We start from the raw sequence: 14,471 nt of genomic DNA, 5'->3' as shown, positions 1-14,471 counted from the left end.
TGCGCGCCCTGCCCCTTTGCGGCATTTTCATAAGCAAGCAACATTACAAAGCAACAGGGTTAACGGAGAAGGTTATGTGTTCAATTTTTGGCGTACTGGATATTAAAACTGACGCGGGCGAACTGCGTAAAAAGGCCCTCGAACTGTCCCGCCTGATGCGCCATCGCGGACCAGACTGGTCAGGTGTTTACGCCAGTGATAAAGCGATTCTGGCTCACGAACGTCTGTCTATTGTTGACGTCAACGCCGGTGCTCAGCCGCTGTATAACGAGAAAAAAACGCACGCGCTGGCTGTCAACGGTGAGATCTACAACCACCAGGCGCTGCGCGCCGAATACGGCGACCGCTACGCGTTCCAGACCGGTTCTGACTGTGAAGTGATCCTGGCGCTGTATCAGGAGAAAGGGCCCGAGTTCCTGGACGACCTGCAGGGCATGTTCGCCTTCGCCCTGTACGACAGCGAAAAAGACGCTTACCTGATTGGCCGTGACCATATCGGCATTATCCCGCTGTACATGGGCCACGATGAGCACGGCAACTTCTATGTGGCCTCTGAAATGAAAGCCCTGGTACCGGTCTGCCGCACCATCAAAGAATTCCCGGCGGGCAGCTACCTGTGGAGCAAAGACGGCGAGATCCGTCAGTATTATCAGCGTGACTGGTTCGATTTCGACGCGGTAAAAGACAACGTCACGGATAAAGCCGAGCTGCGTCAGGCGCTGGAAGATTCCGTGAAAAGCCACCTGATGTCCGACGTGCCGTACGGCGTGCTGCTCTCCGGCGGTCTGGACTCCTCCGTGATCTCCGCGATCACCAAGAAATTCGCGGCCCGTCGCGTGGAAGATCAGGAGCGCTCAGAAGCCTGGTGGCCACAGCTGCACTCTTTTGCCGTTGGCCTGGAAGGCGCACCGGATCTGAAAGCCGCGCAGGAAGTGGCAAATCACCTCGGCACCGTGCACCATGAGATTCATTTCACCGTGCAGGAAGGTCTGGATGCGATCCGCGATGTGATCTATCACATTGAAACCTATGACGTGACCACTATCCGCGCCTCGACCCCGATGTACCTGATGTCGCGTAAGATCAAAGCGATGGGCATCAAGATGGTGCTCTCCGGCGAAGGTTCTGACGAAGTGTTTGGCGGCTACCTGTACTTCCACAAGGCGCCGAACGCCAAAGAGCTGCACGAAGAGACCGTGCGTAAACTGCAGGCGCTGCATATGTTTGACTGTGCGCGTGCCAACAAAGCGATGTCCGCATGGGGCGTGGAAGCGCGCGTGCCGTTCCTGGATAAAAAATTCCTCGACGTTGCGATGCGCATCAACCCGCAGGATAAGATGTGCGGCAACGGCAAAATGGAAAAACATATCCTGCGCGAATGTTTTGAATCCTACCTGCCGGCGAGCGTGGCATGGCGTCAGAAAGAGCAGTTCTCTGATGGCGTAGGTTATAGCTGGATCGACACCCTGAAAGAGGTCGCGGCGAAACAGGTTTCTGACCAACAGCTGGAAACCGCAAGCTTCCGCTTCCCGTACAACACGCCAGGTTCGAAAGAGGCCTATCTGTACCGTGAAATTTTTGAAGAGCTGTTCCCGGTACCGAGTGCTGCGGAGTGCGTACCGGGTGGCCCGTCCGTCGCCTGCTCTTCTGCCAAAGCGATTGAATGGGATGAATCTTTCAAATCCATGAACGATCCATCAGGACGCGCGGTAGGCGTTCACCAGTCAGCCTACAAATAATCACTCAGATCGCAATCGGGCCCCTCAGGGGCCTGATTTTTTTGCCTCGTATTTCACCGTCTAAATCTGATAAATAACCAATAATTGCCGAATATTCGGTCACGCTGTTCGCAACCTAACCAAACAGTCACATTCCGGCTATTTTCGTTGAAAAAGGTGTTGACGCTGCAAGGGTCTATACGCATAATGCGCCCCGCAACGCCGATAAGGTAACGCGAAAAAAGATGGCTACGTAGCTCAGTTGGTTAGAGCACATCACTCATAATGATGGGGTCACAGGTTCGAATCCCGTCGTAGCCACCATCTTTTTTGCGGGAGTGGCGAAATTGGTAGACGCACCAGATTTAGGTTCTGGCGCCGCAAGGTGTGCGAGTTCAAGTCTCGCCTCCCGCACCATTCCCAGGTAAGCGTTGCACGGATGGGGTATCGCCAAGCGGTAAGGCACCGGTTTTTGATACCGGCATTCCCTGGTTCGAATCCAGGTACCCCAGCCATATTTCTTCGATTTTGCGGTTCTCCGCGGTATTGGGGTATCGCCAAGCGGTAAGGCACCGGTTTTTGATACCGGCATTCCCTGGTTCGAATCCAGGTACCCCAGCCATCGAAGATTGCAGTACTGGCTACGTAGCTCAGTTGGTTAGAGCACATCACTCATAATGATGGGGTCACAGGTTCGAATCCCGTCGTAGCCACCAAATTAGTAATCTGTCGAATTATTCGATAGACTAGAAAAAATTGTTGGGGTATCGCCAAGCGGTAAGGCTCTGGTTTCTGATACCAGCATTCCGAGGTTCGAATCCTCGTACCCCAGCCAATTTAAAAAGTCGTTAAGCAGTTTGTTTAACGCAATTGGGGTGTCGCCAAGCGGTAAGGCTCTGGTTTCTGATACCAGCATTCCGGGGTTCGAATCCCTGCACCCCAGCCACTTAAGTAACAAAAAAGCCTGCTCTGCGGGCTTTTTTGTTTTTGTTGCTCAGAATTGTGCGGCCTGATGCCCTGACCCTCTCCCACGGGGAGAGGGAAAAAGGATTAGAGTCCGAGAGCGTATTTAAGCGCCTGGCGCTTCAGACCACCGGCACGCTCCGCTGCCATCAATCCAATATTACGCAGAATGCGCACCGGGGCTAAGTCATTGCTGAACCCTGCATAGAACAGATCCATCCCCGACTGCATGATGAAATTGTCCGCCATGCGCCGCGTCTGGTAACGCTTCAGGACCTGATGACTGGCCCAGTTTTCCGCGTGCCCGCGGGCGCTGCCCAGCACATCCAGTAACGCATCGACATCACGATACCCCAGGTTAACACCCTGCCCGGCCAGCGGATGAATGGTGTGTGCCGCATCGCCCACCAGCGCCAGCCCTTCACGGGCATACTGCAAAGCGTGACGGCGCGTGAGCGGAAACGCCCCGGCAGCGACCGGCGTAACGTTGCCCAGACGGCTCGGGAAGTGCAGGCGGATTTCCCGCTGCAATTGTTCCATTGAAAGCCCCTGCAGCTGGCGAATGCGCGCCGGTTTGTCATACCACACCAGCGACGCCCAGTTATCAAACAGCGGTAAAAATGCGTGCGGACCGTTCGGCGTAAAGTGCTGCCAGGTGCTTTCTCCCGGCGCATTCTCGCACTTGACGGTAATCAGCATGCAGGACTGCTCATACTGCCAGGCATGAACCCCGATACCCGCCATCTGTCTGACCTGCGAGTTAGCGCCGTCCGCCCCAACGACCAGCTTCACGGCCAGTTCATCGCCGCTGTCGAGCGTCAGTAAATAGCCGCTCTCGTGAGGATGCAGTGCCTTAAGCGACGCCGGAACACGCAGCGTCACCTTTGGATGCGTCTCCAGCGCCTGCCAGAGCGCCAGCTGGAGCACGTTGTTTTCCACCATATAACCCAGGCGCGGCAGCTTCAGCTCAGCGGCATCAAACGCGACGTGGGCATTTTCCCACTCCCAGGTTTCAAGACGACTGTAAGGATGGGCGCGCATCGCCAGCACCGCCTCCCAGACGCCCAGCCCGCGCAGCAGATCGACGGACGCCGCGCTGATCGCGGAAATGCGCACATCCGGTTTGCTGGCGGGATCGAAGGCCGGCGGAGCAGCCTGTTCAATTACCGTTACCTCAAATCCCTGCTGCGCCAGCCCCAGCGCCAGCGCGCCGCCGACCATACCGCCGCCGACAACGGCAACTTCGGTGTGTAGGAGTGTCATGGTCAATTTTCCTTATTGGAGAATCCCTTAAGTTTACCGGATTTTTGCGGTCCTGAGACACATAACCTTCATACTGGTCACAACCCCACCAAAGCATTACAATACGCGGCTTGCAATCCTGAGCTGAGCAAGTCGATGACTAAAAAACTCCATATAAAAACCTGGGGCTGTCAGATGAACGAATACGATTCATCCAAGATGGCCGATCTGCTGGATTCAACCCACGGATACCAGCTGACAGAAAATGTGAAAGAAGCGGACGTGCTGCTGCTGAACACCTGTTCGATTCGTGAAAAAGCGCAGGAAAAAGTCTTTCACGTGTTAGGCCGCTGGAAGCTTCTCAAGCGAAAAAATCCGGACCTGATCATCGGCGTGGGTGGCTGCGTTGCGTCGCAGGAAGGCAAGCTGATCCGCCAGAGAGCCCCGTATGTGGATATTGTCTTTGGTCCTCAGACCCTGCACCGCCTGCCAGAGATGATCAATCAGGTTCGCGGCAACCGCAGCCCGGTCGTTGACGTCAGCTTCCCGGAGATCGAAAAGTTTGACCGTCTGCCGGAGCCGCGCGCCGATGGCCCAACCGCCTTCGTCTCCATCATGGAAGGCTGCAACAAATACTGCACTTACTGCGTAGTGCCCTACACCCGCGGGGAAGAAGTCAGCCGTCCTGCAGACGATATTCTGTTTGAAATCGCCCAGCTTGCCGCGCAGGGCGTTCGCGAAGTGAACCTGCTGGGCCAGAACGTTAACGCCTGGCGCGGGGAGAACTACGACGGCACCACCGGCAGCTTTGCCGAGCTGCTGCGTCTGGTGGCCGCGATTGACGGCATCGACCGCATTCGCTTTACCACCAGCCATCCGATGGAGTTTACCGACGACATCATTGACGTGTATCGCGATACGCCAGAGCTGGTGAGCTTCCTGCACCTGCCGATTCAGTGTGGCTCTGACCGCGTGCTGAACCTGATGGGCCGCCCGCATACGGTGCTGGAGTACAAATCCACCATTCGTAAGCTGCGTGAAGCGCGTCCGGATATCCAGATCAGCTCCGATTTTATCGTCGGCTTCCCTGGCGAAACCGCTGATGACTTCGAGCGCACCATGAAGCTCATCGGTGAAGTGAATTTTGACGTCAGCTACAGCTTCATCTTCTCTGCGCGTCCTGGGACACCTGCGGCCGATATGGTTGACGATGTGCCGGAAGAAGAGAAAAAGCAGCGTCTGTATATTCTGCAGGAGCGTATTAACCAGCAGGCCAACGCGTGGAGCCGCCGTATGCTCGGCACCGTCCAGCGTATTCTGGTGGAAGGTACCTCGCGCAAGAGCATTATGGAACTCTCCGGCCGTACCGAAAACAACCGCGTGGTGAACTTTGAAGGCACCCCGGACATGATCGGTAAATTCGTGGACGTCGAGATCGTCGACGTGCTGACCAACTCGCTGCGCGCGAAGCTGGTACGCACCGAGGATGAAATGGGCCTGCGTATTGCCGAGTCACCGGAATCCGTGATCTCTCGCACCCGTAAACAAAACGATTCTGGCGTTGGGATTTACCAGCCTTAATCCTCCTGGCCTACCTTTCCGGCAGGCCTTGTATTTCCTCTCATTGTCCCCAATATCTTCCGCAACGCTTGCGCCTTTATTCTGTGGCGTGAATAATTTCGGTAATGACCGTTTTATTACGCCCTATCGCAATGGGTCAGTTAACCAATTAAAGAGGAACAGTTTGAATATAGATACGCGTGAAATTAGCCTTGAGCCAGCAGACAACGCTCGCCTGCTGAGCCTGTGCGGGCCGTTTGATGACAACATCAAACAACTGGAGCGACGTCTGGGTATCGAAATCAATCGTCGCGATAATCATTTCAAACTTACCGGACGCCCTATCTGCGTCAACGCCGCTGCGGATATTCTGCGTAGCCTGTATGTTGATACCGCCCCAATGCGCGGCGAAACGCAGGATATCGAGCCGGAACAGATCCACCTCGCCATTAAAGAGGCGCGCGTGCTTGAGCAGAGCGCGGAAAGCGTGCCGGACTACGGCAAGGCCATTAACATCAAGACCAAACGTGGCGTCATTAAGCCGCGTACGCCAAACCAGGCGCAGTACATCGCCAATATTCTCGACCACGACATCACCTTCGGCGTGGGCCCTGCGGGTACGGGTAAAACCTATCTGGCCGTTGCCGCTGCGGTAGATGCGCTGGAACGCCAGGATATCCGTCGAATTCTGCTGACCCGTCCGGCCGTTGAAGCGGGCGAAAAGCTGGGCTTCCTGCCAGGCGATCTGAGCCAGAAGGTCGACCCGTATCTGCGTCCTTTATACGATGCGCTGTTCGAAATGCTGGGCTTTGAGAAGGTCGAGAAGCTCATTGAGCGTAACGTTATCGAAGTTGCCCCGCTCGCCTACATGCGCGGTCGTACGCTGAACGATGCGTTTATCATTCTTGATGAGAGCCAGAACACCACCATCGAACAGATGAAGATGTTCCTGACGCGTATCGGCTTTAACTCGAAAGCGGTCATTACCGGTGACGTCACCCAGATCGACCTGCCGCGCAGCACCAAATCCGGCCTGCGCCACGCCATCGAAGTGCTGGCCGAAGTCGACGAAATCAGCTTTAACTTCTTCCACAGTGAAGACGTGGTACGCCACCCGGTGGTCGCGCGTATCGTTAACGCCTATGAAGCCTGGGAAGAGGCGGATCAGAAGCGTAAGGCCGAACTGGCCGCAGAACGTAAGCGCGAAGCGCAGGAGCAAGAACAGAAATGAGTCAGGTGATCCTCGATTTACAGCTGGCCTGTGAAGACAATTCCGGCATGCCAGATGAGGCACAGTTTCAGAAATGGCTGGATGCCGTTATTCCTCAGTTTCAGGAAGAATCAGAAGTGACGATTCGCCTGGTGGATGAAGCGGAAAGCCATGAGCTTAACCTGACCTATCGCGGGAAAGATAAGCCGACCAACGTGCTCTCTTTCCCGTTCGAAGCCCCCCCGGGCATTGAGATGCCGCTGCTGGGCGATCTGATCATCTGCCGTCAGGTGGTTGAGCAGGAAGCCAAAGAGCAGCAAAAGCCGCTTGAGGCCCACTGGGCGCATATGGTGGTACACGGCAGCCTGCATCTGCTCGGCTACGATCACATTGAAGATGACGAAGCGGAAGAGATGGAGTCCCTCGAGACAGAGATAATGCTTGCTCTGGGCTATGAGGATCCGTACATTGCCGAGAAAGAATAGTCCGTCACCTGACTGACTCACATGCCGCCACGAAAGGACATCGCGTGGCGGTAAACGTTGAACTAACAAGAGAACCCTTAACAAACGCCATGAGCGACGACAATTCACACAGTAGCGACACGACAACCAGTAAAAAGGGATTTTTCTCCCTCATTCTGAACCAGCTTTTCCACGGCGAACCCAAAAACCGTGATGAACTGCTGGAGCTGATTCGTGATTCCGGGCAAAACGACCTTATCGACGAAGATACGCGCGAAATGCTCGAAGGGGTTATGGACATCGCCGACCAGCGCGTTCGCGATATCATGATCCCCCGCTCGCAGATGATCACCCTGAAACGTAACCAGACGCTGGACGAGTGCCTCGATGTGATCATCGAATCCGCCCACTCGCGTTTCCCGGTCATCAGCGAAGACAAAGATCACATCGAAGGGATTTTGATGGCGAAAGATCTGCTGCCGTTTATGCGCAGCGATGCCGAAGCCTTCAGCATGGAAAAAGTGTTACGCCAGGCCGTGGTTGTGCCGGAAAGTAAACGTGTGGATCGGATGCTGAAAGAGTTTCGCTCTCAGCGTTACCACATGGCGATTGTTATTGATGAATTTGGTGGCGTTTCCGGTCTGGTCACGATCGAGGATATTCTTGAGCTGATCGTGGGCGAAATAGAAGACGAGTACGACGAAGAAGAAGATATCGACTTCCGTCAGCTTAGCCGCCACACCTGGACCGTGCGGGCGCTGGCCTCGATTGAGGACTTCAACGACGCCTTCGGTACCCACTTCAGCGATGAAGAGGTCGATACCATTGGTGGGCTGGTGATGCAGGCCTTTGGCCACCTCCCGGCGCGCGGTGAGACCGTTGACATCGACGGTTACCAGTTCAAAGTGGCAATGGCCGACAGCCGACGTATTATACAGGTTCACGTCAGAACGCCGGACGACTCACCGGTGCCAAAACTGGAAGATTAATGTAAATGGCATTTGCCCCACTGCTTGAACGCCAGCGCGTCCGTTTGCTGCTGGCGCTGTTACTTGGAGCCAGCGGTACGCTGGCTTTCTCTCCTTACGATATCTGGCCTGCGGCCATTCTCTCCCTGATGGGGCTTCAGGGCCTGACCCTGAATCGTCGTCCGGTACAGGCTGCTGCCATCGGTTACTTCTGGGGGCTGGGTCTGTTTGGCTCAGGCATCAACTGGGTTTATGTCAGCATAGCCCAGTTTGGCGGTATGCCTGGCCCGGTAAACGTCTTCCTGGTGGTATTGCTCGCCGCGTATCTCTCGCTCTATACCGGTCTGTTCGCCGGCATCCTTTCTCGCCTGTGGCCAAAAACCACCTGGCTGCGCGTCGCTATTGCCGCGCCGGTGGTCTGGCAGATAACCGAGTTCCTGCGCGGCTGGGTGCTGACGGGCTTCCCGTGGCTGCAGTTCGGCTACAGCCAGATTGACGGCCCGCTGAAAGGCCTGGCGCCGGTAATGGGTGTTGAAGCCATCAACTTCCTGTTGATGGTGGTGAGCGGCCTGCTGGTCCTGGCGCTGGTCCAGCGCTGCTGGAAACCGCTGGCCGTGGCGCTGGTGCTGTTCGCCCTGCCCTTCCCGCTGCGCTATATCCAGTGGTTCACGCCTGAGCCCGATCGCGCCATGCAGGTTTCCATGGTGCAGGGGAATATCCCGCAGTCCATGAAGTGGGATGAGAAAGAGCTGCTGAATACGCTGAAGATCTACGCCAACGCCACCGAAGAGGTGATGGGTAAATCCCAGCTGATTATCTGGCCGGAGTCTGCAATCCCCGATCTGGAAATTAACCAACAGCCGTTCCTCAACATGATGAACGACCTGCTGCTGGCGCGCGGCAGCACGCTGATCACCGGGATTGTCGATGCGCGTCTGAATCAGCAGAACCGCTACGACACCTACAACAGCATCATTACGCTCGGGAAAGACAGCGAGTACAGCTACCACTCCACTGACCGGTACAATAAGAACCACCTGGTGCCGTTTGGTGAATTTGTCCCACTGGAGTCAATTCTGCGCCCGCTGGCCCCGTTCTTTGACCTGCCGATGTCCTCTTTCAGCCGCGGACCGTACGTTCAGCCTCAGCTGCACGCGCACGGCTTTGCCCTGACGGCGGCCATCTGCTACGAAATCATTCTCGGGGAGCAGGTGCGTGATAACTTCCGCCCGGATACTGACTATCTGCTGACCATCTCCAACGACGCCTGGTTTGGTAAGTCAATCGGCCCGTGGCAGCACTTCCAGATGGCACGTATGCGCTCCCTGGAGCTGGCGCGTCCGCTGCTGCGCAGCACCAACAACGGCATCACCGCTGTGATTGGTCCACAGGGTGAAATTCAGGCGATGATCCCGCAGTTTACCCGTGAGGTACTGACCACTAAAGTCACGCCAACCACGGGGCTGACGCCATACGCTCGTACCGGCAACTGGCCGCTGTGGATTTTGACCGTGCTGTTCGGCTTTGGCGCGGTGCTGATGAGCCTGCGTCAGCGTCGTCGATAATCTCACCTCTTCCTGCCGGGTGGCGGCTACGCCTTACCCGGCCTACATTTTACATTTCCGTTCCCGTAGGTCGGGTAAGGCGTAGCCGCCACCCGACAATTCCCTCTAAATGCCCATTCTGGCACGCCTATTGCTTTGTTTATTCAGGTAAACGCAGTTTGGCTTAACGTGCAACTTTGTCGCACCAGCGTAGATCATCGGTAGCACCGAAATGGTGCAACGGGAGATATTTGCCTCTGAATGGTGCGGCGCGCTTCGCAAAAATAAACAATAACGCAGCAAAATCTTTACATTAAGCCAGACTAAATGTTAACAAGCTTGCATAACACTGCACTCGCATTGCGCGAGATATAACAACATCACAATGGGTATCAAAGCGTCTCTGGCGCTGATAAAAAAGGAGTTGGGTATGCAATTACGTAAACTGGCCACAGCAATGCTGGTTATGGGAATGTCTGCTGGCGTGGTTCACGCTGAAGATGCGCCGGCAGCAGGCAGCACTCTCGACAAGATTGCCAAAAACGGCGTCATCGTGGTCGGCCACCGTGAATCTTCTGTCCCGTTCTCTTACTACGACAACACGCAAAAAGTCGTGGGCTATTCACAGGATTACTCCAACGCCATCGTTGAAGCCGTGAAGAAAAAGTTGAACAAACCTGACCTGCAGGTGAAGCTGATCCCAATCACTTCACAGAACCGTATTCCACTGCTGCAAAACGGTACCTTTGACTTCGAGTGTGGCTCCACCACCAACAACCTCGAGCGTCAAAAACAGGCTGCCTTCTCTGACACCATCTTTGTCGTGGGCACCCGTCTGCTGACGAAGAAAGGCGGTGAGATCAAAGACTTCGCTGACCTGAAAGGCAAAGCGGTTGTTGTGACCTCCGGTACCACTTCAGAAGTGCTGCTGCACAAGCTGAACGACGAGAAGAAAATGGATATGCGCATCATCAGCGCGAAAGACCATGGCGACTCCTTCCGTACCCTGGAAAGCGGTCGTGCCGTCGCGTTTATGATGGATGACGCCCTGCTGGCGGGCGAACGTGCGAAAGCGAAAAAACCAGACAACTGGGATATCGTCGGTACCGCGCAGTCTAAAGAAGCCTACGGCTGTATGCTGCGTAAAGACGATCCGCAGTTCAAAAAGCTGATCGATGACACCATCGCTCAGGTGCAGACCTCCGGCGAAGCCGAAAAATGGTTCGACAAGTGGTTCAAGAACCCGATTCCACCAAAAAACCTGAACATGAATTTTGAACTGTCTGAAGACATGAAAGCGCTGTTCAAATCTCCAAATGACAAGGCTCTTAACTAATTAGAACAACAGGGGCGGGATCTCCTGCCCTCTCGATTGTCGGGAAGCATGGACAGACTATACGTTGAGTGGTCGTTCCCCACTCAGCGCGAAAAATGAGCTTCTCACCAATCTTCGAGGGTAGCGCTGCTACCCTTTTTTTTCTGGAGTTTATTATGTCAATAGACTGGAACTGGGGCATATTCCTGCAACAAGCCCCGTTCGGCAACACAACCTATCTTGGCTGGCTGTGGAGCGGCTTTCAGGTCACCGTGGCATTATCGATAACGGCGTGGATCATCGCGTTTCTTGTCGGTTCTTTGTTCGGTATTCTGCGCACCGTCCCAAACCGCTTTCTTTCAACACTTGGCACCCTGTATGTGGAACTGTTCCGTAACGTTCCGCTGATCGTGCAATTCTTTACCTGGTATCTGGTCATCCCGGAACTGCTGCCGGAAAATATTGGCATGTGGTTCAAGTCGGAACTGGATCCGAACGTACAGTTCTTTGTCTCCTCCATGATGTGTCTGGGGCTGTTTACCGCTGCGCGCGTTTGCGAGCAGGTGCGTGCCGCCATTCAGTCATTACCCCGTGGACAAAAAAATGCGGGCCTGGCGATGGGGTTGACCCTGCCACAAACCTACCGCTATGTGCTGCTGCCTAACGCCTACCGCGTTATCGTTCCACCGATGACCTCTGAGATGATGAACCTGGTGAAAAACTCGGCCATCGCCTCGACTATCGGCCTGGTCGACATGGCCGCGCAGGCGGGCAAGCTGCTGGATTACTCCGCACACGCGTGGGAATCCTTCACCGCGATCACGCTCGCATATGTTCTGATTAACGCTTTCATCATGCTTGTGATGAACCTGGTTGAACGCAAAATCCGCCTGCCGGGTAATCTGGGGGGCAAATAATGTACGAATTTGACTGGAGTTCTATCGTTCCATCCATGCCTTACCTGCTTGATGGCCTGGTGATTACCTTAAAAATCACCGTTATCGCCATCATCATTGGTATCGTCTGGGGTACCCTGCTGGCCGTCATGCGCCTGTCGAGCTTTAAGCCGTTCGCCTGGTTTGCAACCGCCTACGTTAACGTGTTCCGCTCCATCCCGCTGGTGATGGTGCTGCTGTGGTTTTACCTGATTGTGCCCGGCTTCCTGCAGAACGTGCTGGGGCTATCGCCGAAAACCGATATCCGTCTGATCTCCGCCATGGTGGCGTTCTCGATGTTTGAGGCCGCTTACTACTCGGAGATTATCCGCGCGGGCATTCAGAGTATCTCCCGCGGGCAATCCAGCGCCGCGCTGGCGCTGGGAATGACGCACTGGCAGTCCATGCAGCTCATTATTCTGCCGCAGGCGTTTCGCGCCATGGTTCCGCTCCTGCTGACCCAGGGTATTGTGCTGTTCCAGGATACCTCACTGGTCTATGTGCTGAGTCTGGCAGACTTCTTCCGTACCGCGTCAACCATCGGTGAACGTGATGGTACGCAGGTCGAGATGGTGCTCTTTGCGGGTGCGGTCTATTTTGTGATTAGTTTAAGCGCGTCGCTGTTGGTCAGCTGGCTGAAGAAAAGGACGGTATAATGATTTCCCTGAAAAATGTTTCTAAATGGTATGGGCACTTTCAGGTGCTGACCGACTGCTCCACTGAAGTCAAAAAAGGCGACGTGGTGGTGGTGTGCGGGCCGTCCGGCTCCGGTAAATCAACGCTGATCAAAACCGTCAACGGACTGGAGCCGGTGCAGCAGGGTGAGATCGTCGTCAACGGTACCAAAGTCAACGACAAGAAAACTAACCTCGCCCAGCTTCGCTCTCACGTTGGCATGGTGTTCCAGCATTTTGAGCTGTTCCCTCACCTCTCCATTATTGAGAACCTGACGCTGGCACAGGTAAAAGTGCTTAAGCGTGATAAAAAAGCGTCGCGCGAGAAAGGTCTGAAACTCCTGGAACGCGTTGGGCTCTCGGCACATGCCGATAAGTTCCCGGCACAGCTTTCTGGCGGCCAACAGCAGCGCGTGGCGATCGCCCGCGCGCTGTGTATGGATCCGGTGGCGATGCTGTTTGATGAACCAACGTCGGCGCTCGATCCAGAAATGATCAACGAAGTGCTGGACGTGATGGTCGAGCTGGCGCACGAAGGGATGACCATGATGGTGGTGACCCACGAAATGGGCTTCGCCCGTAAAGTGGCGAACCGCGTGATCTTTATGGACGAAGGGAAAATTGTTGAAGACTCACCGAAAGAAGAGTTCTTCGCTAACCCGAAATCCGACCGCGCCAAAGACTTCCTTGCGAAAATCCTGCACTAATCTTCTCGGTGCGCAATCTGCGGATTGCGCACTGCTTCACGCTTTCACTCACTTCCTCTCGTCGGCGTCACATTGCAGCGTTAACCTTGTCACAAAATAACGCTACGTATGGAGAACGCTATGGCACAGCCTATTATTCTCGATTGCGATCCGGGTCATGATGACGCGATCGCACTCGTCCTTGCACTTGCCTCCCCTGAACTCGACGTGAAAGCCGTCACCTCGTCCGCCGGAAACCAGACCCCTGAAAAAACCCTGCGCAACGTGCTGCGCATGCTCACGCTGCTCAAACGCACCGATATTCCTGTCGCCGGCGGGGCCGTGAAGCCGCTGATGCGCGAGCTGATTATTGCCGACAACGTTCATGGCGAAAGCGGGCTGGACGGTCCGGCACTGCCGGAGCCGGGCTTCGCGCCGCAAAACTGTACCGCCGTCGAGCTGATGGCGAAGGTGCTGCGCGAAAGCGAAGAACCGGTAACGCTGGTGGCAACCGGACCGCAAACCAACGTTGCGCTGCTGCTGAACAGCCATCCTGAGCTGCATAATAAAATTGCCCGTATTGTGATTATGGGTGGCGCCATGGGGCTCGGTAACTGGACGCCAGCGGCGGAGTTCAACATCTTTGTCGACCCGGAAGCCGCTGAGATTGTCTTCCAGTCCGGCTTACCGATTGTGATGGCGGGACTGGACGTTACCCACCGCGCGCAGATTATGGCGGACGATATTGAGCGTTTTCGCTCGGTGGGCAACCCTGTTGCGACAACCGTGGCCGAACTGCTCGACTTCTTTATGGAGTATCACAAAGCCGAGAAGTGGGGCTTCCACGGCGCGCCCCTGCACGATCCGTGCACCATCGCCTGGCTACTGAAGCCTGAGATGTTTACCACGGTGGACAGATGGGTTGGCGTCGAGACGCAGGGAAAATACACCCAGGGAATGACGGTGGTGGATTATTACTCGCTGACGGGCAATAAACCGAATACCACGGTGATGGTGGACATCGACCGGGAGGCGTTTGTGGATTTGCTGGCGGAGAGTCTTGCTTACTATAGTGCGGCCTGATGCCCTCACCCCACCCCTCTCCCACTGTACGGTCCGGGGACATAGTGAACACTTGTTCGGGGACATGGTAGACACTTACAACTAAGGCATAAGAACCCGTTTATGGAGT

Annotated in this window: 12 protein-coding genes and 7 tRNA genes; 18 read left to right on the top strand and 1 reads right to left on the bottom strand. The window is 55.2% G+C overall.

Features of this window, described 5'->3' with window-relative positions; genetic code table 11:
* Positions 1-74: 74 nt before the first annotated feature.
* From asnB to KIF87_RS21535, 8 genes are all read left to right on the top strand, one after another.
* Positions 75-1,739: an asparagine synthase B gene (gene asnB, locus KIF87_RS21570; RefSeq protein WP_014069343.1), complete on the top strand. Its 1,665-nt coding sequence runs from the start codon at positions 75-77 to the stop codon at positions 1,737-1,739.
* Positions 1,740-1,965: 226 nt separating this feature from the next.
* Positions 1,966-2,042: transfer RNA gene (locus KIF87_RS21565), tRNA-Met, on the top strand.
* An 8-nt stretch (positions 2,043-2,050) separates the two neighbouring features.
* Positions 2,051-2,135: transfer RNA gene (locus KIF87_RS21560), tRNA-Leu, on the top strand.
* Positions 2,136-2,158: 23 nt separating this feature from the next.
* Positions 2,159-2,233 (top strand) — tRNA-Gln (locus KIF87_RS21555).
* A 32-nt stretch (positions 2,234-2,265) separates the two neighbouring features.
* Positions 2,266-2,340 (top strand) — tRNA-Gln (locus tag KIF87_RS21550).
* A gap of 17 nt (positions 2,341-2,357) precedes the next feature.
* Positions 2,358-2,434 (top strand) — tRNA-Met (locus tag KIF87_RS21545).
* A 44-nt stretch (positions 2,435-2,478) separates the two neighbouring features.
* A tRNA-Gln gene (locus KIF87_RS21540) sits at positions 2,479-2,553 on the top strand.
* Between the two features lie 36 nt (positions 2,554-2,589).
* Positions 2,590-2,664: transfer RNA gene (locus tag KIF87_RS21535), tRNA-Gln, on the top strand.
* A gap of 104 nt (positions 2,665-2,768) precedes the next feature.
* On the opposite strand, the gene ubiF is transcribed toward KIF87_RS21535, so the two are convergent.
* Positions 2,769-3,944 carry a 3-demethoxyubiquinol 3-hydroxylase gene (gene ubiF, locus KIF87_RS21530; protein WP_213330636.1) on the bottom strand — a complete coding sequence of 392 codons (1,176 nt, stop codon included), beginning with the start codon at positions 3,942-3,944 and terminating at the stop codon, positions 2,769-2,771.
* Between the two features lie 135 nt (positions 3,945-4,079).
* Here ubiF and miaB point away from each other — a divergent pair, with 135 nt between their 5' ends.
* From miaB to rihA, 10 genes are all read left to right on the top strand, one after another.
* Complete coding sequence (gene miaB / locus KIF87_RS21525) at positions 4,080-5,504, top strand: tRNA (N6-isopentenyl adenosine(37)-C2)-methylthiotransferase MiaB (RefSeq protein ID WP_213330634.1); 1,425 nt, start codon at positions 4,080-4,082, stop codon at positions 5,502-5,504.
* A gap of 163 nt (positions 5,505-5,667) precedes the next feature.
* Positions 5,668-6,714 carry a PhoH family protein gene (locus KIF87_RS21520; protein ID WP_029740142.1) on the top strand — a complete coding sequence of 349 codons (1,047 nt, stop codon included), beginning with the start codon at positions 5,668-5,670 and terminating at the stop codon, positions 6,712-6,714.
* Complete coding sequence (gene ybeY / locus KIF87_RS21515; RefSeq protein ID WP_008501052.1) at positions 6,711-7,178, top strand: rRNA maturation RNase YbeY; 468 nt, start codon at positions 6,711-6,713, stop codon at positions 7,176-7,178. Before KIF87_RS21520 ends, ybeY begins: the two co-directional genes overlap by 4 nt.
* An 89-nt stretch (positions 7,179-7,267) precedes the next feature.
* Complete coding sequence (gene corC / locus KIF87_RS21510) at positions 7,268-8,146, top strand: CNNM family magnesium/cobalt transport protein CorC (RefSeq protein WP_021242574.1); 879 nt, start codon at positions 7,268-7,270, stop codon at positions 8,144-8,146.
* Between the two features lie 5 nt (positions 8,147-8,151).
* The gene (lnt, locus tag KIF87_RS21505) at positions 8,152-9,690 is read left to right on the top strand and encodes an apolipoprotein N-acyltransferase (protein ID WP_213330632.1); all 1,539 of its coding nucleotides are present in this window, start codon (positions 8,152-8,154) and stop codon (positions 9,688-9,690) included.
* 409 nt (positions 9,691-10,099) lie between these two features.
* The gene (locus KIF87_RS21500) at positions 10,100-11,005 is read left to right on the top strand and encodes an amino acid ABC transporter substrate-binding protein (RefSeq protein WP_023334902.1); all 906 of its coding nucleotides are present in this window, start codon (positions 10,100-10,102) and stop codon (positions 11,003-11,005) included.
* Positions 11,006-11,160: 155 nt separating this feature from the next.
* Complete coding sequence (locus KIF87_RS21495; protein WP_023310756.1) at positions 11,161-11,901, top strand: amino acid ABC transporter permease; 741 nt, start codon at positions 11,161-11,163, stop codon at positions 11,899-11,901.
* Positions 11,901-12,575 (top strand): glutamate/aspartate ABC transporter permease GltK, encoded by a 675-nt coding sequence (gene gltK / locus KIF87_RS21490; RefSeq protein WP_023334900.1) that lies wholly within the window; start codon positions 11,901-11,903, stop codon positions 12,573-12,575. Before KIF87_RS21495 ends, gltK begins: the two co-directional genes overlap by 1 nt.
* Positions 12,575-13,300: an amino acid ABC transporter ATP-binding protein gene (locus KIF87_RS21485; RefSeq protein ID WP_010428605.1), complete on the top strand. Its 726-nt coding sequence runs from the start codon at positions 12,575-12,577 to the stop codon at positions 13,298-13,300. Before gltK ends, KIF87_RS21485 begins: the two co-directional genes overlap by 1 nt.
* Positions 13,301-13,420: 120 nt before the next feature.
* Entirely contained in the window at positions 13,421-14,362 is a 942-nt protein-coding gene (gene rihA / locus KIF87_RS21480; RefSeq protein WP_213330630.1) for a pyrimidine-specific ribonucleoside hydrolase RihA, read from the top strand.
* The last annotated feature ends 109 nt before the right edge of the window (positions 14,363-14,471 follow it).

This window comes from Enterobacter sp. 120016 (assembly GCF_018383635.1).
GTDB lineage: Bacteria > Pseudomonadota > Gammaproteobacteria > Enterobacterales > Enterobacteriaceae > Enterobacter > Enterobacter asburiae_D.
Note: the sequence above shows the minus strand (reverse complement) of the source record. Positions and strands in the feature narration are given on the sequence as shown.

Coding starts and splice junctions, on each gene's coding strand:
- gltK (WP_023334900.1), top strand. CDS start 11,901: ATGTACGAATTTGACTGGAGTTCTATCGTTCCATCCATGCCTTACCTG.
- KIF87_RS21495 (WP_023310756.1), top strand. CDS start 11,161: ATGTCAATAGACTGGAACTGGGGCATATTCCTGCAACAAGCCCCGTTC.
- KIF87_RS21500 (WP_023334902.1), top strand. CDS start 10,100: ATGCAATTACGTAAACTGGCCACAGCAATGCTGGTTATGGGAATGTCT.
- asnB (WP_014069343.1), top strand. CDS start 75: ATGTGTTCAATTTTTGGCGTACTGGATATTAAAACTGACGCGGGCGAA.
- corC (WP_021242574.1), top strand. CDS start 7,268: ATGAGCGACGACAATTCACACAGTAGCGACACGACAACCAGTAAAAAG.
- lnt (WP_213330632.1), top strand. CDS start 8,152: ATGGCATTTGCCCCACTGCTTGAACGCCAGCGCGTCCGTTTGCTGCTG.
- ybeY (WP_008501052.1), top strand. CDS start 6,711: ATGAGTCAGGTGATCCTCGATTTACAGCTGGCCTGTGAAGACAATTCC.
- ubiF (WP_213330636.1), bottom strand. CDS start 3,944: ATGACACTCCTACACACCGAAGTTGCCGTTGTCGGCGGCGGTATGGTC.
- KIF87_RS21485 (WP_010428605.1), top strand. CDS start 12,575: ATGATTTCCCTGAAAAATGTTTCTAAATGGTATGGGCACTTTCAGGTG.
- rihA (WP_213330630.1), top strand. CDS start 13,421: ATGGCACAGCCTATTATTCTCGATTGCGATCCGGGTCATGATGACGCG.
- miaB (WP_213330634.1), top strand. CDS start 4,080: ATGACTAAAAAACTCCATATAAAAACCTGGGGCTGTCAGATGAACGAA.